We start from the raw sequence: 19,261 nt of genomic DNA on the forward strand, positions 1-19,261 counted from the left end.
ACTTTACGGGGTCACTTCATATGCTGGCTTTGTTGTCATAGGCTGATCGTTAATTGCTGAATGCCTATCCCTCAAACATCTCAACGTATTCCTCATAGCCTTCTTCTGCTAATTTATCCGCAGGGATAAAGCGCATTGCGGCTGAGTTCATGCAGTAACGTAACCCTGTTGGTTTTGGACCATCTTTGAATACATGCCCTAGGTGGGAATCGCCAAACTTACTTCGAACCTCTGTTCTTGGGTAAAGCAGCTTGTAGTCAGTAGTTGTAACGACATAAGCTTCGCTGATTGGTTGGGTGAAGCTCGGCCAACCCGTACCTGATTTGTATTTGTCTTTTGATGAGAACAACGGCTCACCAGTAACGATGTCGACGTAGATTCCTTCCTCTTTGTTATCCCAGTATTTGTTGTCAAATGGGCGCTCAGTAGCGTCTTCTTGCGTTACATCGTATTGAAGTGCTGTAAGCTTCGCTTTGATCTCTGCATCAGACGGTTTTACGTATGTTTTAGCATTCGCTGTCGCATTCTTACTGTCGATGATCTGACGTAGTGTTTTAGGGTTGTCCTTTCTATCATCACCGAAGATTTTATCTAAATACTGATCACGACCTGAAGCGTAACGATAGTAGTTATAACGAACCTTACTCTTCTTGTAATAATCTTGGTGGTAATCTTCTGCTGGCCAGAACTTCTCAAATTTTATCAGTTCTGTTTTTAGTGGTGCACCAAAGATATTAGCTTTGTCGATCTCCATCATGAAGTTCTGAGCAACATCTTTTTGTGCTTGGTTATGATAGAAAATAGCCGGTCGATAATGACGGCCTCGGTCTACAAAAGAACCTTTGTCATCGGTTGGGTCGATGTGTCGGAAGAATTGGTCAAGAACCTGTTCGTAGCTAACCACATCAGGGTTATAGGTCACGTTGATCACTTCGATGTGACCTGACTTACCCGAAGAGACCTGTTTGTAGGTTGGGTTTTCTAGTTCACCGCCAGAATACCCAGAGATAACGTCGGTGACGCCTGTCAGCTTTTCTAGGTCGGATTCTGTACACCAAAAACAACCACCCGCGAGTGTCGCGATTTCACTATTACCTGAATTAGCTGTTTTATCCATTGTATTGGCAGTGCCAGTCTGGCTTACAAACAGCGAAATCAGTGGTAGCGCAACCACGAGTGATACCAATATTTTAGATAATTTATTCATAGATACCTCATCTTGACGTTCTTCTCATTCGATTTTGAATGTACGAATAGAGACAGGTTTTAGATGGAAAAAATTGCATCATTCATGAAAAAAATATGTTATCGAGAAAATCTTGCTCATAAATGCCGCCAGTAGTAGGGTGTAGGCATTGATGTAAAATAATAGATAATGATGACGTTTTCGTACATCTAAGGAACAGCATGCAAGCAGAAGTTAAATGGGTCGAAGGTTTTAAATTCTTGGGTCAATCTCAATCAGGCCACTCTATTGTCATGGATGGTAGCGGTGGTGCAACGGCGCCAAGCCCGATGGAAATGGTTCTTATGGCCGCTGGTGGTTGTAGCTCTGTTGATGTGGTAGATGGATTGAAATCTGCTGGTCAAAGCATTACAGGCTGTAACGCGAAACTTGAAACTACACGTCGTGAAACCGCGCCAAAAATCTTTACTGCGATTAACATTCACTTTGAAGTTTCAGGTGACAACCTTGATCCTAAGTTGGTTGCAAAAGTATGCGCTGATTCATTGGAAAAGTACTGTTCAGTGTGCCTAATGCTAGGTGCAGGCGTAGAAATGACGCACAGCTGGGAAATCGTCTAGTCTTCTGGCTGTATAGCTTGGCTTTGAGTCGTTACTTTTCGGCTTATGAGCAAACATAGATAAAGAAAGGGAGGAGCACTTAGCAGTGCTCCTCCCTTGTTATTAAGGAAGTCGTTATTACGTTAGAATACGATTATTCCACTGTTTCAATGATAACTTCTTCAACTTGAACATCTTCTTGGTACTCGAAGCTTGGGATTGTTGCTTCCACACGACGGTTTTGAGCACGACCTTCAGCCGTATCGTTTGATGCGATTGGGTTTTCTTCCCCTTCACCAGAAGCGGTAATGCGATCAGCTTCAATACCTTGCTCTTCGATGTATGCTGCTACTGCTGCCGCACGTTTCTTAGAGATCATCATGTTGTACTCAGCTGCACCTGTTGAATCTGTGTGACCAACAATGTTAACGGTAGACTGAGGGTATGTTTGTAAGACTTCCACAATTGGCTGTATAGCGGCTTTACCTTCGTCTGAAAGTTCTGTGCTGTTAGTCGCAAATGTACCTTGAGAGAAACTCTCAGTTTGCGCTTTGGTAACCACTACCTCCGCTTCTTCTTCAACGACCACAGCTTCTGGCTCTGTGATTGGTTCAGAAGGTGCTTGAGTTACAGCCGCCGCAGAAGCTGCAGCCGCTGATGCGGTTGTATTACCCGTGCCGAAATTGTAGCTAAGACCTACTGTGACAAGGTTGGAGTTTAGGTCTTGGATGATCTTATCGTCAAAATCATCGAAGTATTGGTATTCCACTCTCAGCGCCCAATCGTCTGAAAGCTGTTTCTCGGCACCGATACCTAAGGCTAAAACAACGTCGTCTTCGTCATCGTGCATGATGTAAGCAGGACCTGCTTTAAAGAAGATATCAAACTCTTGTTTAATCGCTAGTCGATACATTGGGCTTAAAGAAATGGCTACGATAGAATCGCTGTATCTTTGAGTCGCTCCGTTGTTGTTAAAGCTGGTGTCATAATCACCTAAGTAATCTGCATTCAATTCTAGAGCAATGTTATCGGTAAAGTTGTAACCACCGTAAATACCGCCCGCCACTGAATCATCTTCACAATCAATGTTGTCGACACAAGCGCTATCTAGCCAACCCATGCCAACTTTTGCGCCTACGTATGTCGTTGCGGCAATTGATGGAGCAGCAGCGAAACCTGAAGCAGCTATCACAGCACACATGATTTTTGACAATTTTTTCATAATCTTATCCTTGGATTAACTCTTATTGTTATCTGAATGAGCCTTTAAAGCGACGACTTACTGATTGGGACACTGCAACAGTAGATCGTTCAAGGCGTAGATTCAGGTCGAACCTATCTTGGAACTGTTATTACATTGTTAGTACAGTTGCTTATTATGGTCAATGAAATTGTTAAAAATTATATATTTAAGGTGCTATTTACAGAGGTTTTTGTCAATTAATTGCTGTCTCAAATGTTGGAAACGAAGAAACCTCGTATCATTTTTAGGCGATACGAGGTTTCATTTTCATGTGTACGGAATGTTTGGTTTGGTAATCTAGGTGATTACCGTTATGGGCGCTCACCAGCTAACAAACGTTTTTCAATATCTGCAATGACACCTGGTAGGTCTGCAATGGTATCGATTAGGTAGTGTGGGTTTGATTTGTTTAGCTTAACGCTTGCTTTTTCACGTGCAGCTGCAAGTGTTGTCTCGTCTGCATCTAAATATTCTTGATACGTTAAGCCTGCTTCGTTCCCCGATAATACAAGTCCAACTGTCCACATGCCTGCGTTGTGACCCTCATCGATCCCCGGTGCTGCGTCGTCTACTTTTACACACGCAGCAACGCTAGTTACACCTAGATCGATTACGTTTTTCAGTGCCATAAATGGAGCAGGGCGACCACCTTGAGGTAAGTCATCGGTCGCTACCACGTTATCTGGTCGGTAACCGTAATCTGCAGCAGCAGGAATTAAAACATCTATCACTTCACGTGGGTAACCTGAACAAGACCCGATCTTCACGTTCTTCTCTTTTAGGTTATTGACCACTTCTATCGCATTCAAAATAGGTGCTGCGTGATCGGCTACTTTCGCTTTTTGAAGAGGCATGAATGCCGCGTAGATCGCGTCAACGTCTTCACTTGTCATGGAGCGTCCGAACTGAGCCTTCCAACGAGCGTCAACAGCTGGAATTCGACCCACTGCTTGGATGTGGTCCCATTTGCCGATCCCCATAGGTTCACGCGCTTCAGCTAAGTCGATGTCAAAGTCGAAACCTTGTTTGAATGCTTCAACGAAGATGCTAGTTGGAGCAAACGACCCAAAATCAACGATAGTGCCGGCCCAGTCAAAGATAACCGCTTGGATAGGTGATGTCGTGTTCATAATAGTGTCCTATTTTTGTGTCACTCCCAGTTCAAAGTTCTGGGAAACAAATGGTTGTTTAAGGTTATTGGTTTAAATGTTGATTTCGAGAATTAAAGGTATTCAAAATCTTTGCAGACTTTGGCTATCGCTTTTTCGAATACAGACAGAGCGACTTCTAGCTCGCTACGGCTGATGATCAATGGTGGGCTCAATTGAATCACGTTACCTTGTGAAACCTTAAAGCTCAGGCCATCGTTCAGACATTGGTAAAGTACTGCTTCTGCTCCATCGAACGCTCGGTTTTTGGTGATATGGTCAGTGACCAATTCCACTCCCCAAAGCAGACCGATGCCGCGAACGTCACCAATGACTGGGTATTTCTCTTTCATTTGAAGCAGTTGTTCACGCACGAATGCGCTGTCCGCTTGTACTTTTTCAAGTAGATTTTCTTGCTCAATCACTTCCATCGTAGCCAGTGCCGCTGCGCAGCCAATAGGACTTTTCTCGTGGGTGTAGTGACCAAGTGATACTTGCGCTGCCGTGTTGTATTTGTCTTTAGTGACCATGGCTGCAATTGGAACCAAGCCCCCGCCAAAACCTTTACCGATACAAAGAATGTCAGGTTCGATATCAAAGGCCTGGTGAGTGAACCATTCGCCACTACGACCCATACCGTTTGGAATGTCGTCGATGATCAACATGACGTTATGCTTATCGCAGATCTCACGGATGCGCTTCCAGTAAGCTTTGCTTGGAACCTGAACGTCTGTGTTACGCACTGCTTCGGCAATGAAGGCTCCAATGCCACCTTCTTTTTCAATCACATACTCTAAATAGTCGGCATAGTGAACGTCGCATGCAGTTTCGTTTGCATTGACTGCGCTATTCTCGTTAAACGGGAAAGCTCCACGATAAGAGACGGCTGGTGGAATGCGTTCTACGCCAGCCATTAACGGGCCCATGCCTTCGCGGAAACACGCTTCGCCACCCACTGAAATCGCATCAAGTGACGCGCCATGGAATGAGTCCCACAGTGAAACGACCTTGAAGTTGTTGGTGACATGTCGAGCCAGTTTGAGTGCCATGCCGATAACCGAAGTACCACCCGGTGCAAACAACACGCGGTTCAACTCACCACCGCAGATCTGTGTCAGCTTTTCAGCGCATTGAACGGCTGTTTCATTGGTAAAGCGACGTGGTGAAAACGGCAATGAAGCCATTTGTTGAGTCACTTTATTAATGATATGTGGATGGCCATAACCCAATTGATGAACATTGTTACCGTGAAAGTCCATGTACTTCTTGCCCGTCGCATCTTGAATGTAGATGCCTTCAGCTGCTTCAAGTGTGTCTAGACAAGGCGTTGACATCGCTTGATGAAGAAATACGTCAGAGTCACGTTTTAACATCGCTTGAGTCGCATCATCGTTTAGCGACTCGTTCCATTTCTCACGCGCTGGCGTGGTGTTCACATCGCCTTCGCTTCGAAAGTGTGTCGCCTTTAGAACAGAATCTTGATTGGCCATCGTCATTATTTGATGTCCCAGTACATAGCATTCTTAATTGCGCCAATTAGAGCTTCAATGTCTGACGGATACACTTCACCGATGTTACCGATTCGGAAGCAGTCGGCGTTTGAAACCTTGCCCGGGTAAATCACAAAACCTTGTTCTTTCAAACGGTCATAGAATTCCTTGAATTGGTAATCGCTATGAGTTGGAGAATAAAAAGAGGTGATAATCGGTGAATGAAGTTCATCATTTAACAGAGGTTCAAAACCAAGAGAGCGCATACCTGCAACCAGTGTGGTTTGGTTTGTTTGGTAGCGATTATGACGAGCTTCGATACCACCTTCCTGTTCCAATTCAAGTAGAGCTTGATAGAAAGCACGCACTGTATGCGTCGGAGAGGTAAAACGCCATTTACCGAGGTTGCTTTCCATGCAGTGCCATTGGTCAAACAGATCAAGGCTTAATGAACGAGCTTGGCCTTTGCACTTTGCCAGTTCCGATTGCTTAGCAATAACAAAGCCGAAGCCCGGTACACCTTGGACGCACTTGTTTGCAGAGCTGATCATGTAATCGATACCTAAGTCAGCGATATCCATAGGGATGCCACCAAAGCTCGACATTGCATCGAGAATGACGGTTTTGTTGTGCTGTTTTGCCAATTTGGCAATGTCTTCAATTGGATTCAGCATGCCTGTCGTGGTTTCACAGTGCACAATCGCAACGTGAGTAATGTCTGAATCCATGGCCAATGCCGTTTCCATTTCGTTCAAGTCAGGCTGTGATGTTTCACCTGGGGAAACGACATGGCATGGAATGTTTAAGTATTCTGCGATTTGAGCAATACGAGCGCCGTACGCACCGTTATCAACAACAAGAAGCTTACCGTTGTTAGAGATAACGCTACCGATTGTTGCTTCTACCGAAGCGGTGCCGCTACCTTGCATTAGTACGCTTGTATATCCCGCTTGCTTAGTCGCTAAAGTCACTAGCTTGCTACGAATCACTTCAACAACGTCTTTGTTGTATTCATCATCCCAAGTACACCAATCTTTTAACATCGCTTGGCGAACGGTTTCAGAAGTAGATAAAGGGCCCGGTGTCAGCAGTAAGTATTCGTTTCTCATGTTCAACTCTCGTGATTTTAATTTTGGACTATACCAATATTTGGAGTTACTTTAACAACCAATTTAAACGGTCGTAAATAGCCCAAACATCATTTTCACAAAAGCTTCATATTCAAATTGGTCACTTTTGTTGAGAAATTTTCCGATCTTTAAATTGCCATTTTTTGTTCATTTAATCGTCATAAAAGCCAGTTAGCTTAATACTCGAAATCTGGTACATACCAATGCAAAGGTGTGTGTTAACAACCTAAATGAATTTATGGATATAGAAGCCTCTAGATGGAGCTTCTAGCCTTAACAACTTTAACCTTGGCAATTCCTAACCTTGGCATCGGGCCTGACTGGAGAAAATGATGAAAAACCGTTTTATGAAAGGATCACTTGCAGCATTAGTTACTCTATTAGCTGGTAATGCTTATGCAGCACAGGAAGTGACGGTTTACACCGCTTTTGAAACTGACATTTTAGCGAAGTACAAAAACGCATTTGAAAGTGAAAACCCAGACATCAACATCAAATGGGTGCGTGATTCTACTGGGATCATGACGGCAAAATTATTGGCTGAGAAAAACAACCCTCGTGCAGAAGTAGTTTGGGGACTTGCTGGTTCTTCAATGGCACTGCTTAAAGAAGAGGGCATTCTCAAGCCTTACACTCCTCAAGGTGTAGAAGCTCTGCGTTCAAACCTCAACGATCCACAATCTACTCAAGCTTGGTATGGCAATGACGCATTCTTCAATGCAGTTTGCTTTAACGAAGTGGTTGCTAAGCAACTTAACTTACCTGCACCTAAATCTTGGGATGACCTAACGAAGCCTATCTATAAAGGCCACATTGCTATGCCAAACCCAGCATCTTCTGGTACGGGCTACATGCAGGTTTCGGCTTGGTTACAAAACATGGGTGAAGACCAAGGTTGGAACTACATGCAGAAGCTAGACCAAAATATTGCTCACTACACGCACTCAGGTTCTAAGCCATGTGTTCAAGCGGGCATGGGTGAAGTCGCTATCGGTATTTCTATGGCGAGCCGTGGCGCTAAGCTGAAAACTCAAGGTGCGCCACTTTCAGTGATTACGCCTGAAGGCATCGGATGGGAATCTGAAGCGGTAGGCCTTGTTAAGCCTTCTGATGCAGCACAACGTGTTATCGATTGGTCTATTTCTAAAGCGGCAAACGAGCTTTACATCGAAATGTACCCAGTTGTTGGTCACCAAGATGTGACAGGCAAAGCAGAGAACTTCCCTAATGTAGAAAAGAACATGGCAAAAATGGACTTTGCACGTATGGGCAGCGAGCGTGCAGACGTATTGAAAACATGGTCTGAGAAGTTTGACGCTAAATCAGAGCCAAAATCTTAATCTATCGAGCTACTCAGTTAATTAACTATTTAGCTATTTAACTGTTTAGTTCATTAGAAGTTAGAAATCAGTAAAGGAAGGCTTCGGTCTTCCTTTTTTAGTTTTACGCCTTTAGGTTTTAAGTAAGGTACAACAAATGATAAAGCACTACTCATATTGGTTCAAGCAAGCGTTGGAACAAGAGTTTGGCAACATCCATGCGGGGCTAGATTCGGCTAAGCCGCTCCAAAAAGACGTCAACTGTGATATCGCCATTGTTGGCGGTGGCTATACGGGTTTATGGACGGCGATTTTAATCAAACAACAGCAACCAGAAAAGCATGTTGTCGTGATTGAAAAAGGCCTATGTGGTAGCGGTGCTTCTGGTGCGAACGGCGGTTGCATGCTGACGTGGTCAACTAAGTATCCGACGCTGAAAAAGCTCTATGGAAAAGAACAAGCGAAATGGTTGGTTAAGGAGTCGGAAAAGGTTATATACGAGATCGAAGCCTTCTGTAACGAACACAAGATTGACGCGCATCTATATCGAAGCGGTACTTACTACACGGCGACTAATGAAGCCCAAAAGGGTGGAATGGAGCCTGTTGTTAATGAGCTGGTTAAGCAGGGTATCAATAGCTGGAAGAAGTGCGACAATTCTTTGGCTGATAAAGCGGGATCTGAACGCCATATTGAGGGTTACTACTCAGAAGCTGCGGGTAGTGTGCAGCCAGCGTTATTGGCTAGAGGTTTGCGCCGAGTCGCGCTCGAACTGGGTGTCGAAATTCACGAAAACACAGAGATGACATCACTCGATTATGGCTCCCCAGCTCGAATTCAAACCAAAGGCGGTTCCGTATTTGCAGATAAAGTGATTTTGGCACTCAATGCGTGGATGCTCGATCACTTTAAAGAGTTCAAACGCAGCATTGTGGTTGTCTCTTCAGATATGGTGGTGACCAAGCCCATTCCTGAAAAGCTCAAGCAATTTGGCCCAGAGAAAGGGGCGGCGGTGGTGGATTCGCGTATCTTTGTCCACTACTACCGAGATACCCAGGACGGACGACTTATGTTGGGTAAAGGCGGTAATAAGTTCTCGTTTGCCAATCAAGTTGAAAGCATGTTTAACCAAACGACCAACTACCTGCCGATTCTCAATCAATCCTTCCAAAAACTGTTCCCTAAATTGGAACAAAGTGAATTCGATTACAACTGGTCTGGCGGCTCAGATCGTTCGGTCACCGGATTGCCATTTTTCGGTAATCTAAAAGGCCAAAGCAACATCTATTATGGGCTTGGCTATTCAGGTAATGGCGTTGCTCAAACCCGTATGGGCGGGAAGATTTTGTCAGCAATGGTGCTCGATATCGACAACGCTTGGACACGAAGCGGTTTAACTAAAGGCCCGTTAGGACTCTTCCCGCCAGAGCCATTCCGTTGGGTAGGTGCGATGATGGTTCGTGATGCGGTACGAAGAAAAGAGAACGCGGAAGATTCGGGTAGCATGCCATTGTGGCTAGATAAGCAGTTATCCAAACTCGCAGGTGCGGCGGGCAAAGCCGACAAGGTTGAATCATAGATTAATCTAGCGTTTAAGTTAGAAGTTTACATTAAGGCTCTCAGTGATTTATGGGCAAGTCACTGAGGGCTTTCAACGTTGAACGAACTGTTAATGCTGAACAAATAGCAATCCTTAATGCTTATTATATCTGCAATATAACTGTCATTTAGCTACTATAAATTTGTCACTCAACTGAAATATTCTCAGTTTAAATTTGGTATATACCATATAGAGAGTGCTGTAGTATGAGCAACCAAACTTATTTGAATATTGAAAACGTTGTAAAGCAATTTGGCCAATTTACAGCGTTAAAAGACATCTCCCTATCGATAGATAAAGGCGAGTTCGTCTGCTTCCTTGGCCCATCTGGCTGTGGAAAAACCACCTTATTACGTGCGATTGCAGGCCTAGACTTACCAACGTCAGGTTCTATTGAGCAGAACGGTAATGATACGACCTTCTTGCCACCAGAAAAGCGCGACTTTGGCATCGTGTTCCAGTCTTACGCTTTGTTTCCAAATCTCACTGTGGAAGAAAATATTGCGATTGGTCTGAAAAACCAAGGCATGTCGACCAAAGAAGCCCTTGAGACGGTTGAGTCTTGGTTAGAAACCATCGGCTTACCAACGTCTGGTCAGAAATATCCAAATCAGCTATCTGGTGGACAGCAGCAGCGTGTTGCTCTGGCTCGCGCATTGGCGTTATCTCCAGGCTTGTTGCTACTCGACGAACCACTTTCTGCGTTGGACGCGAAGGTAAGAACACACCTACGTGATGAGATCTGCCAACTGCAACGCAAGCTGGGTATCACCACTATTATGGTGACGCACGACCAAGATGAAGCGTTAACGATGGCAGACCGTATTGTCGTGATGAATCATGGTGTTATCGAGCAGGTCGGTGCTCCTCAAGAGATCTACCAAAAACCCGTCAGTCGTTTTGTTGCTGAGTTTGTTGGCAGCATGAACTTTATCCAAGCTTCTGTTGCGGCTCAAGGCAAGATGCGCATTGCTGAGTCAATGCTGCCGTTACCTGACTTAGATAATCTTACGCCAAATCTGGGTGATGTTTTCGATATTGCCGTTCGTCCAGAGCAAATCCAGTTTGTTGATCGTTTTAGTGAATCCTTGCCAGTGAGAATCGTATCAAGCGAATTCTTAGGGGCGTTTTATCGTGTTGAGTGTCAATTGCAACATGACTCAACGGCGAAAGAGATCATCGTTGATGTTCCCGTCAAAGAGTTCAACCGATTGAAGCTGCGTCGCAGTGATATTCGTTACGTGGCGTTTGATCAAGGTGGCCTTAGGGCTTACCCATCGAAAAGCCTGCAAGTGATGGAAGACGAGGCGGCGTAAATAATCATGGAATCGACTCAAATGATGCAATCTAAGCTGCTAATTCAACGACGAGTACAACCTTTTCTTGCTCGATTAAGTAAAGACAACGTAATCCTATTTGGGCTGTTGGCCTTTTTGTCTGTGTTCATGACGCTGTTTATCCTGATGCCACTGTGGGCAATGTTGAAAAAAAGCGTTCAGAATGCAGACGGAGAATTTGTAGGATTACAGAATTTCGCAACGTATTTTGCTTCTCAAAGCCTGTGGCTGTCGGTAGGCAATACGTTCACGCTTGGGTTGTTAGTGACCGTTGTCGTGGGAGTATTAGCGTTTGGCTATGCCTATGCTTTGACTCGTTCATGCATGCCTTTCAAGGGGCTTTTTCAAGTGCTGGGTTCTGCGCCGATTCTTGCTCCGTCGTTGCTTCCTGCCATCAGTTTGATCTTCTTATTTGGCAACCAAGGTATCGCAAAAGAAGTCTTGGGTGGCAATTCGGTGTACGGCTTGATTGGTATCTCACTGGGCTTGATATTCTGGACGTTTCCACATGCCTTAATGATTTTAACTACTTCATTGAGAACCTCTGACGCTCGTCTTTATGAGGCGGCACGTGCACTCAATACTTCATCGCTAAAAACCTTCTTCATGGTGACGTTACCTGCGGCAAAATACGGTTTGATAAGTACCTTGATCGTTGTGTTTACGCTGGTGGTTTGTGATTTTGGTGTGCCAAAGGTGATTGGTGGTAGCTACAACGTTCTGTCTACCGATATCTTTAAGCAGGTAGTAGGGCAACAGAATTTCTCTATGGGCGCGGTGACTAGCATCCTATTGCTATTGCCTGCGTTGCTTGCGTTTACCGTTGACCGCTGGGTTCAAAAGAAACAAAAGAGCTTGTTTGATACTCGCTCCGTCGCTTACCAACCAGAGCCAAACACTCTACGTGATGGCGTGTGTTTACTCTATTGCACCGTAATTTCAGTGGCTGTTGTTATTGTGCTAGGCATGGCGATATACGGATCTATGGTCACTTTCTGGCCTTGGAATAAAACGTTAACGCTAAATAATTATAACTTCGCAGAGATGAGTACTTATGGTTGGACGCCATTTTTCAACTCTTTAACCCTCGGCGCTTGGACTGCGATTATCGGTACCGTATTGATTTTCTTAGGCGCCTATTGCATTGAGAAAGGCCGCGCATTTGGTCCTGTTCGTCAGGCAATGCAAATGCTCAGTGTGGTACCGATGGCCGTTCCGGGTATGGTGTTGGGTTTGGGCTATATCTTCTACTTTAATGATTTGAGTAACCCACTCAACTTCTTGTATGGCACGATGGCGTTCTTGGTGATTAATACGGTGGTTCACTACTACACAGTCGGCCACATGACAGCGTTAACCGCATTAAAACAGCTGCCTGAGGAAATAGAAGCGACGGCGGCTTCGGTTAACCTACCGCAATACAAGCTGTTCTTTAAAGTGACGGTGCCGGTTTGTTTGCCTGCGATTTTAGATATTGCGACATACCTGTTTATTAATGCACTTACCACGACATCTGCGGTAGTATTCTTGTATTCTACCGATACGATACCTGCGTCAGTTTCAGTACTGAATATGGATGATGCGGGACAAACGGGTGCAGCAGCTGCCATGGCGGTGATGATCATGATATCGGCAGCGAGCGCGAAGTTGATTCATATGCTAATCAACAAGTTATTCGATAAGCGCACCCAAGCTTGGCGTAAACGCTAGCGAACCACTTATATTGCAGTTGGCCAAGGAGTGGCTGACGACAAGAACAAGAATGAAAGGAAATGAAGTGCAGTACGTAAAAATCAAAGATGTCATCGTAGAGCAGATAGAGTCGGGGATGTTAACACCACGACAGAAGCTGCCTGCGGAACGTAAGCTGGCTGAATCGTTTGATACGACTCGAGTTACCTTACGCGAAGCCTTGTCTTCACTTGAAGCGGAAGGGCGCATTTATCGAGAAGACCGACGTGGTTGGTTTATCTCTCCCGAGCCGCTTCGTTACGATCCAACACAAACGCTGAACTTCACCAATATGGCTCTATCGCAGAATCGACAGCCGAAAACTGAGTTGGTGGCGGCGAAAGGAATGTTAGCAACCAAGGAGGCGACTCGGCTTCTTGAGTTACAACCTTTCTCGGACGTTTATCGAGTAGACAGAGTTCGTTATCTTGAAGATAGGCCGGTTGTGTATGTGACCAACTACATTCGACCAGAGTTGTTCCCTAACTTGCTTGATTATGACTTGTCTAAATCGTTGACGGACATCTACCGCGAACACTTTGGTGTGGTGTATCAGAAGATCCGTTACCGAGTGAGCACAACGTCTTTACTTGGCGAGACAGCGCAAGCCCTGCGTGCGACTTCTGGCTCACCTGCAATGGTTGTTGAGCGTGTTAACTACAATCAAAACGGCGATCTGATTGACTGTGATATTGAGTATTGGCGTCATGACGCGATCAGTATTGAGTCAATCGCGCAGCTAGAGCGCTAGTCATACGTTAGAACGTTAGCATATCTGCAATTATGCAGGATTGCCCAATTGAAAAGTTCAAAGGTCTCTTATTCGGAGGCCTTTTTATCACCTGTTGTCAGCCGTTGTGCTAATTCATCTATAATTTAGGAATGAAATGGAATTCTCTGCCATCGTCATCGTGACTATTTCGGCTTTGCTTCACGCGGGTTGGAACGTTCTAGGTAAATCGAATCAAGGATCGGGCTCGTCTTTCTTCTTAGCCTCTGGCTTTGCCGCTGCTGCGATATTGACTCCCTATTTGATTTGGTTCATTTACAGTGTCGGCTTTGTGGATATCACGCTTTTATTTTGGAAGCTACTTCTTTTAAGTGGTATTTGCCAAATCATCTATTTAATCGGCTTAGGTGTAGCCTACAAGCAGGCCGATATTGGGGTGATTTACCCGATGGCACGAGCGCTGCCCGTGTTGATGGTGGGTTTAGGCACGGTGTTGATAGGCTATGAGCTGTCACCTAATCAATGGTTTGGCTTCACCTTGATTACCTTGGGTTGTTTGTTTGTACCACTTAAGAAGTTTTCAGATCTTAGGTTAAAAGCGTATCTCAACCTCGGTGTGCTGTGGGCATTAATCGCCGCCATTGGTACCACGGGCTACTCCATTATAGATAAAGAAGCGCTCCTGTTATTGGAGCCGTTAAGCACGCCTACCATTACTAATAAACACACGGCGATTTTCTACCTAGGCATTCAATTTTGGGCGATCGTGATTCCGCTGAGTATTTGGTTGTTGGTGTCCAATCAAAGAATCGAATTTACCAACGCATGGATACTACGTAAGAAAGCCACGCTTGCAGGCATTATGATGGCATCGACTTATGGTTTAGTGTTATTTGCGATGACCATGACAGAGAACGTCAGCCTGGTTGTGGCACTTAGGCAAGTCAGTATCATCTTCGGCGTAGTGATGGGGATCTACTTTTTAAAGGAAAAGTGGCACATGACTCGCGGTGTAGGCGTCGTTTTTATTATTGCTGGTTTAGTTATCTCACTGACTTAAAAGCTCGCCGGAACGATTGGATATTTGTGCAGAGGCATCTATATTAAGCTAAATCAAAAACGCCCTTAGCGATACAAACTTCGTCAAGGGCGTTTTCTCTTTATCTAGTAAGAAGCTGTAGGTAGTAAAAGACTTAACCCGCTAAATCTTGAGCATCTTGCTGTTTCAACACTTTGTGGCCATCTTCAGTGACACCACGTTTCCAGTAGCTGCTGATGTAGATGTTCTCTTTCGCGACTTCTTTTTCGTTGCGGAAGTATTGTCTTAGCTCACGCATGCTTTCAAATTCACACGCTGTCCATATTGAAACCTGACCTTCTAACCATTCTGTGTTGCGCACGGTTTGTGAAAGTGACTCTGAGGTTTCATCTTCAATCAACCAGGTTACTTTGATACCTTGAGGAGTCTCAAGTACCTGCTTATCTGCTGCTGAGTTGATCTGAATGATAGCGTGACCAGTTGCTGTTTCTGGGAGCGTTTTTACTTTTGCAGAAAGCGCAGGTAGGGACGTCATGTCTGCAACTAAGAAGAACCAGTCTGACTCTAGGTTAAGCCCCTGAATTAAACCAGGACCAGCCACTGAAATAGTGTCACCCACTTTCGCGTTCATTGCCCACCTTGCAGCAAAGCCACACTGCAAATCTTTAGTGATGTGACGAACGAAATCGACTTCAATCCACTGCTCTACAGGATTGTACTGACGAATGGTGTAGGTACGCATGGTTGGGCGCTCACCTTCGTTTAGCTTGCTTAAATCAGTCGTGCCAAGTGGCGAGAATAAAAGCTTGATGTAGCCGCCGGCACATTCTGTTGGGTATTTACTTAATCCCTCACCGCTAAGCGTTATGCGCTGCATGTTTGGAGTAATTGTTGAGGTTTGAGTAACGGTTAATGTGATAGGGCTAGGCTTGCTCATATAAGGCTCTCTTAGATTTGGATTTCCACATCATAATCCTGAACTAAAAAACACTCAATACTAATAGTTATCATTTACTTTGATTTACACATGTACTACCTAACTTATACGACAGATCCTATTGAGAAACGGATCCTACAAAAAAGAGCCCTTTAGAAAACTAAAGGGCTCTTAGGATTGGTTTGACTCAGCGAACAGAATTAGCTGTTTGCTTGCTCTAGTTCAATCGTTTCTTCAGCGGCTTTCGCAGCTTCTAGCATCTTACGAATAATGAACGATGCTGCCATTGCGATACCTACCATCACGACGGCAAGAACAGTCAGCATTTGGAAGTAATCACCGTAAACCGTTTGCACGATCTCTTGTGTGATCTCTTGACCTTTCTCTAGTGCAATAGACGTTGAGAATACCGCGCCAACAATGCCTGATAGTGCGATAGCAACAGAGAACAAGCTTACTGAGAAGTTTTCAATGTGCTTAGGTGCAACAGACAGGATGAAGGCTACAACCATTGAACCTACAATCACTTCACCGAATGCTAGGAAGAAGTGAATCGCTAGGAAGACTTCTGGGCGGATCAGAATATCGTCACCAACTGTCGTTACTGCCATCGTAAGGATACCGAAAGCGATAGCCGTAAGGATGAAAGAGAAACCGACTTTGGTTGCAGTTGAGAAGTTAATGTTTTTCTTTTCTAGGTTAGAGAAGATACCCGCGATGATAGGGCCAGCAACCATACACCATAGTGGGTTCATTGCCATTGAAGCTTCAGGTGCGACAGGGATGAAACCAAATAGATCGCCACGCATTGTGTTGATCGCTACCATTGTCATCGAAGTCATCATCTGACCGTAGTACACGAAGAAACATGTCGTCAGGAATGTGATGATTAAGATAGTCCCCATTTTTAGCATGTCTGATTTCTTCGATTTCATCATCAAAGAGACAAAGTAGATGATCGCTGCACCACCGATTGCGTACACGATGTTTTGGCCAATATCCATGTTAGAGAACATGAAGAATACCAAGCCGATCATTGCTGCAGAAAGACCAAGGAACGCTGCCCAGTTTTTAGTGCTTACTGGTTTTTGGTCGATTTCAGCACTTGCTTCAACAAGGCCTTTGCGAACAAAGATCATCATCAGAAGCGCAGCACCGGCTAGCACCGCTGAAAGAAGGAAACCACCGTGGAAACCAACAACAAGTACTAGCATTGGGAACAGGTATTGGCCTAACAGAGCACCAATATTGTTTACTGAGTAGTTGATTGGGTAGCAGTTCTCAAAATCTTCTTGAGTTTTGAACGTGCGTTTGTAAAGACTTGGGTAAGAAGGGGACATCAAACCACGTGCATAACTTGCTAACGCAATACCACATAATGCCATCGGAACATTGGTTGCTGCTGCACCAAGTACCAGTAGAACGTAACCACTTGCGAACCCTAGGAAGGCAATGGTTAAAGATCGGTAGGCGCCTAAAAACTTGTCGGCGATAAAGCCACCTGCGATAGCAAATAGCGGTCCGATTGCAGAGAAAGCACCAACAACCATCATGGTGTCGGCTTCATTGTAGTTCAGATCTTCAAGGAAGAAACGAGTCAAGATCACCATGACGCCATAGAACGAAAGTCCGAACATCATTTGGCAGAACATCATTGATTTGTTTAATCTATTCCACATTATTTTATTCTCACGTTTGTATTAATATGTAGTGTAATTGCCCGATTATAATATCATTAGTAGTAATACATAAACTTAAACATCTGTCCCAAGCAGAACTTTACTCGATATATCTTTTCTTATGAGTGCATTCATATTTCTCATGAATGAGATTTGCAACGTTAGATTTTGCAAGTGGATGCATGGCGGTATGAAATTTAGCCATCATCATTTGTGGCTAAGTAATGAACTAATAAAGGGAAAGTTAGAGGTAGTCATTCTGTAAGTTATTTTGAGTGAGTATCACTTTCAATTAGCTGTTGGGCTTTAGCCAATAAAAAAGCCAGCTTGGTGGCTGGCTTTGTTGAGATATTGAAAACTAAGTTTACAAGAATGCTGTCTCTATAGAGGCTTTCTCCACTCGTGTTCCTGTCTTTTATTCACAAGGTGGTGCCATGTGGATCACGGCTAGGCCGCCTAGAGAAGTTTCACGGTACTTCTTGTTCATGTCTTTACCTGTTTGGTACATGGTCTCGATAACCTTGTCTAACGAGATAAGACACTTGCTGGTACGTTTCAATGCCATGCGCGATGCATTGATGGCTTTCATTGCACCCATTGCGTTACGTTCGATACATGGCACCTGAACAAGTCCGCCGATCGGATCGCATGTCATGCCCAGTGAGTGTTCCATCGCGATCTCAGCGGCAATACAAATCTGTTCGTTGCTACCACCACGTAGGGCAGTTAGGCCTGCTGCGGCCATTGATGAAGAAACGCCGACTTCACCCTGACAACCTACCTCTGCGCCAGAAATCGAAGCGTTGGTTTTGTATAAGATGCCGATTGCGCCAGAGACTGCCAAGAAGTCTTTAAGCTGCTTAGTGTCTAGCTCTTTGATGAAGCGATGGTAGTACATTAATACCGCAGGAATAACCCCAGCCGCACCGTTGGTCGGTGATGTCACGACCTGACCGCCCGCTGCGTTTTCTTCACTTACAGCAAAGGCAAATAGGTTAATCCAATCCATGATCTCCATTGGATCGTTTTCAATCGAGGCATTTGCTTCCAGCTTTTTAAGCAGAGCAGGTGCTCGACGAGTGACTTCTAGACCGCCATCAAGAATGCCTTCCGTGTCAAAGCCACGCTGCATACACAGAGACATCACCTTCCAAATTTGGTCGGCTTTCTGGTCAATCACATCCATACCTTGGAAAGACACTTCGTTACGCAGAATTAAGCCACCAAGGCTCAGTCCTTGTTGTTCGGATAGTTCAAGTAACTGATCAGCGGAAGAGAAAGGGAACTCAACTTGTGTTTCTGCTTCCTGTTTGCCGTTTTGTAGCTCATCAGCGGTTGCGATAAAGCCACCACCAATCGAGTAGTAGGTTTCCATATCCAGAAGGCTGCCGCTTTCGTTAAAGGCAGAGATAGTCATACCATTTTCATGCAGCGGAAGGTTGGTCTTGTGGAAGAGCAGATCGCTTTCTACATCGAAATAAATTTCATGGTTACCGCTAACCAATAGAGATTTATCTTCAATCGCCTTACGCATTGCTTGGTTAGCACTGGTGATTTTAATGGTGTCGGGGCGGTTACCTAGCAAACCTAACAAGGTCGCTCTGTCTGTGTGGTGACCAATACCCGTCAATGATAACGAGCCGTATAAGTCGATTTGAATACGCTTCACTTGCTTAAGCTGAGCATCAATTTTTTGGGTAAAGTTAAACCCAGCGATCATTGGTCCATTTGTGTGGGAGCTGGACGGCCCAACCCCAATTTTGTAGATATCAAAAATAGACAGCATAGTAACTTCCTGTGAAGACGGTTCGATGGACGAACTCTGTGTAAAATTTGTATTTAGTTAGTTTCACTTCTTTGAGTGAACCTGTTCTTTGGGTGAAACAGTTATCGATTGAGCGTATTCATTGATTGAAAGGACTCTTTTATCGACTAGTGCTAACAAGCATAGAGCGATGAAATACAAGAGCGTGCTATGTTTGCTGTAAAGCGACACGTTTATTCTTGTATTACCTAAGATGTCGCTATCAATAGTGAGCATTATTGCGAGCAACATATAAGAATTTCAAAATACTTTTGTTAACAAGTATTGT

The 19,261-nt window shown here is 44.5% G+C and carries 15 protein-coding genes; 7 read left to right on the plus strand and 8 right to left on the minus strand.

Annotated features, from left to right (window positions below):
- Nucleotides 1-64: 64 nt before the first annotated feature.
- On the minus strand, nt 65-1,207 hold the full coding sequence (msrB, locus tag AB4161_RS18235; RefSeq protein ID WP_017071631.1) for a peptide-methionine (R)-S-oxide reductase MsrB: 1,143 nt from the start codon (nt 1,205-1,207) through the stop codon (nt 65-67).
- 200 nt (nt 1,208-1,407) lie between these two features.
- Here msrB and AB4161_RS18240 point away from each other — a divergent pair, with 200 nt between their 5' ends.
- Complete coding sequence (locus AB4161_RS18240; RefSeq protein WP_371720962.1) at nt 1,408-1,806, plus strand: OsmC family protein; 399 nt, start codon at nt 1,408-1,410, stop codon at nt 1,804-1,806.
- Between the two features lie 133 nt (nt 1,807-1,939).
- On the opposite strand, the gene AB4161_RS18245 is transcribed toward AB4161_RS18240, so the two are convergent.
- The 4 genes from AB4161_RS18245 to phnW all read right to left on the minus strand — a co-directional run bounded on the left by AB4161_RS18245 (nt 1,940) and on the right by phnW (nt 6,775).
- Nucleotides 1,940-3,007 (minus strand): OmpA family protein, encoded by a 1,068-nt coding sequence (locus AB4161_RS18245; RefSeq protein ID WP_102428795.1) that lies wholly within the window; start codon nt 3,005-3,007, stop codon nt 1,940-1,942.
- 332 nt (nt 3,008-3,339) lie between these two features.
- The gene (gene phnX / locus AB4161_RS18250) at nt 3,340-4,158 is read right to left on the minus strand and encodes a phosphonoacetaldehyde hydrolase (protein WP_372083816.1); all 819 of its coding nucleotides are present in this window, start codon (nt 4,156-4,158) and stop codon (nt 3,340-3,342) included.
- Nucleotides 4,159-4,250: 92 nt separating this feature from the next.
- Entirely contained in the window at nt 4,251-5,672 is a 1,422-nt protein-coding gene (locus tag AB4161_RS18255) for an aspartate aminotransferase family protein (RefSeq protein ID WP_372083817.1), read from the minus strand.
- Nucleotides 5,672-6,775, minus strand: a complete 1,104-nt coding sequence (gene phnW, locus AB4161_RS18260) for a 2-aminoethylphosphonate--pyruvate transaminase (RefSeq protein ID WP_108150347.1) — start codon at nt 6,773-6,775, stop codon at nt 5,672-5,674. The genes AB4161_RS18255 and phnW overlap by 1 nt, the downstream gene beginning before the upstream one ends.
- 350 nt (nt 6,776-7,125) lie before the next feature.
- On the opposite strand from phnW, the gene AB4161_RS18265 reads away from it, so the two are divergent.
- From AB4161_RS18265 to AB4161_RS18290, 6 genes are all read left to right on the plus strand, one after another.
- Nucleotides 7,126-8,136 carry a putative 2-aminoethylphosphonate ABC transporter substrate-binding protein gene (locus AB4161_RS18265; RefSeq protein WP_017094998.1) on the plus strand — a complete coding sequence of 337 codons (1,011 nt, stop codon included), beginning with the start codon at nt 7,126-7,128 and terminating at the stop codon, nt 8,134-8,136.
- Between the two features lie 136 nt (nt 8,137-8,272).
- Complete coding sequence (locus AB4161_RS18270) at nt 8,273-9,694, plus strand: FAD-dependent oxidoreductase (RefSeq protein ID WP_372083819.1); 1,422 nt, start codon at nt 8,273-8,275, stop codon at nt 9,692-9,694.
- Nucleotides 9,695-9,921: 227 nt separating this feature from the next.
- Nucleotides 9,922-11,031 carry a putative 2-aminoethylphosphonate ABC transporter ATP-binding protein gene (locus AB4161_RS18275; RefSeq protein ID WP_372083820.1) on the plus strand — a complete coding sequence of 370 codons (1,110 nt, stop codon included), beginning with the start codon at nt 9,922-9,924 and terminating at the stop codon, nt 11,029-11,031.
- 21 nt (nt 11,032-11,052) lie between these two features.
- On the plus strand, nt 11,053-12,762 hold the full coding sequence (locus AB4161_RS18280; RefSeq protein WP_372083822.1) for a putative 2-aminoethylphosphonate ABC transporter permease subunit: 1,710 nt from the start codon (nt 11,053-11,055) through the stop codon (nt 12,760-12,762).
- A 67-nt stretch (nt 12,763-12,829) separates the two neighbouring features.
- Complete coding sequence (phnR, locus tag AB4161_RS18285; protein ID WP_029235340.1) at nt 12,830-13,534, plus strand: phosphonate utilization transcriptional regulator PhnR; 705 nt, start codon at nt 12,830-12,832, stop codon at nt 13,532-13,534.
- A 136-nt stretch (nt 13,535-13,670) separates the two neighbouring features.
- Nucleotides 13,671-14,573 (plus strand): multidrug transporter, encoded by a 903-nt coding sequence (locus AB4161_RS18290; protein ID WP_136982424.1) that lies wholly within the window; start codon nt 13,671-13,673, stop codon nt 14,571-14,573.
- Nucleotides 14,574-14,706: 133 nt separating this feature from the next.
- Here the strand turns inward: AB4161_RS18290 and AB4161_RS18295 are convergent, their stop codons facing one another.
- From AB4161_RS18295 to AB4161_RS18305, 3 genes are all read right to left on the minus strand, one after another.
- A complete protein-coding gene (locus tag AB4161_RS18295) occupies nt 14,707-15,489 on the minus strand; it encodes a siderophore-interacting protein (RefSeq protein WP_136982425.1) in 783 nt (260 codons plus the stop codon).
- A 200-nt stretch (nt 15,490-15,689) separates the two neighbouring features.
- Nucleotides 15,690-17,168: a peptide MFS transporter gene (locus AB4161_RS18300; RefSeq protein ID WP_080582209.1), complete on the minus strand. Its 1,479-nt coding sequence runs from the start codon at nt 17,166-17,168 to the stop codon at nt 15,690-15,692.
- A 415-nt stretch (nt 17,169-17,583) separates the two neighbouring features.
- On the minus strand, nt 17,584-18,954 hold the full coding sequence (locus AB4161_RS18305) for an L-serine ammonia-lyase (RefSeq protein ID WP_017059518.1): 1,371 nt from the start codon (nt 18,952-18,954) through the stop codon (nt 17,584-17,586).
- Between the last annotated feature and the right edge of the window lie 307 nt (nt 18,955-19,261).

This window comes from Vibrio sp. 10N.286.51.E5, assembly GCF_041469125.1.
Classification (GTDB): domain Bacteria; phylum Pseudomonadota; class Gammaproteobacteria; order Enterobacterales; family Vibrionaceae; genus Vibrio; species Vibrio crassostreae_C.

Coding starts and splice junctions, on each gene's coding strand:
- AB4161_RS18300 (WP_080582209.1), bottom strand. CDS start 17,168: ATGTGGAATAGATTAAACAAATCAATGATGTTCTGCCAAATGATGTTC.
- AB4161_RS18265 (WP_017094998.1), top strand. CDS start 7,126: ATGATGAAAAACCGTTTTATGAAAGGATCACTTGCAGCATTAGTTACT.
- AB4161_RS18305 (WP_017059518.1), bottom strand. CDS start 18,954: ATGCTGTCTATTTTTGATATCTACAAAATTGGGGTTGGGCCGTCCAGC.
- AB4161_RS18295 (WP_136982425.1), bottom strand. CDS start 15,489: ATGAGCAAGCCTAGCCCTATCACATTAACCGTTACTCAAACCTCAACA.
- AB4161_RS18240 (WP_371720962.1), top strand. CDS start 1,408: ATGCAAGCAGAAGTTAAATGGGTCGAAGGTTTTAAATTCTTGGGTCAA.
- AB4161_RS18275 (WP_372083820.1), top strand. CDS start 9,922: ATGAGCAACCAAACTTATTTGAATATTGAAAACGTTGTAAAGCAATTT.
- AB4161_RS18245 (WP_102428795.1), bottom strand. CDS start 3,007: ATGAAAAAATTGTCAAAAATCATGTGTGCTGTGATAGCTGCTTCAGGT.
- msrB (WP_017071631.1), bottom strand. CDS start 1,207: ATGAATAAATTATCTAAAATATTGGTATCACTCGTGGTTGCGCTACCA.
- AB4161_RS18270 (WP_372083819.1), top strand. CDS start 8,273: ATGATAAAGCACTACTCATATTGGTTCAAGCAAGCGTTGGAACAAGAG.
- AB4161_RS18255 (WP_372083817.1), bottom strand. CDS start 5,672: ATGACGATGGCCAATCAAGATTCTGTTCTAAAGGCGACACACTTTCGA.
- phnW (WP_108150347.1), bottom strand. CDS start 6,775: ATGAGAAACGAATACTTACTGCTGACACCGGGCCCTTTATCTACTTCT.
- phnX (WP_372083816.1), bottom strand. CDS start 4,158: ATGAACACGACATCACCTATCCAAGCGGTTATCTTTGACTGGGCCGGC.
- AB4161_RS18280 (WP_372083822.1), top strand. CDS start 11,053: ATGATGCAATCTAAGCTGCTAATTCAACGACGAGTACAACCTTTTCTT.
- AB4161_RS18290 (WP_136982424.1), top strand. CDS start 13,671: ATGGAATTCTCTGCCATCGTCATCGTGACTATTTCGGCTTTGCTTCAC.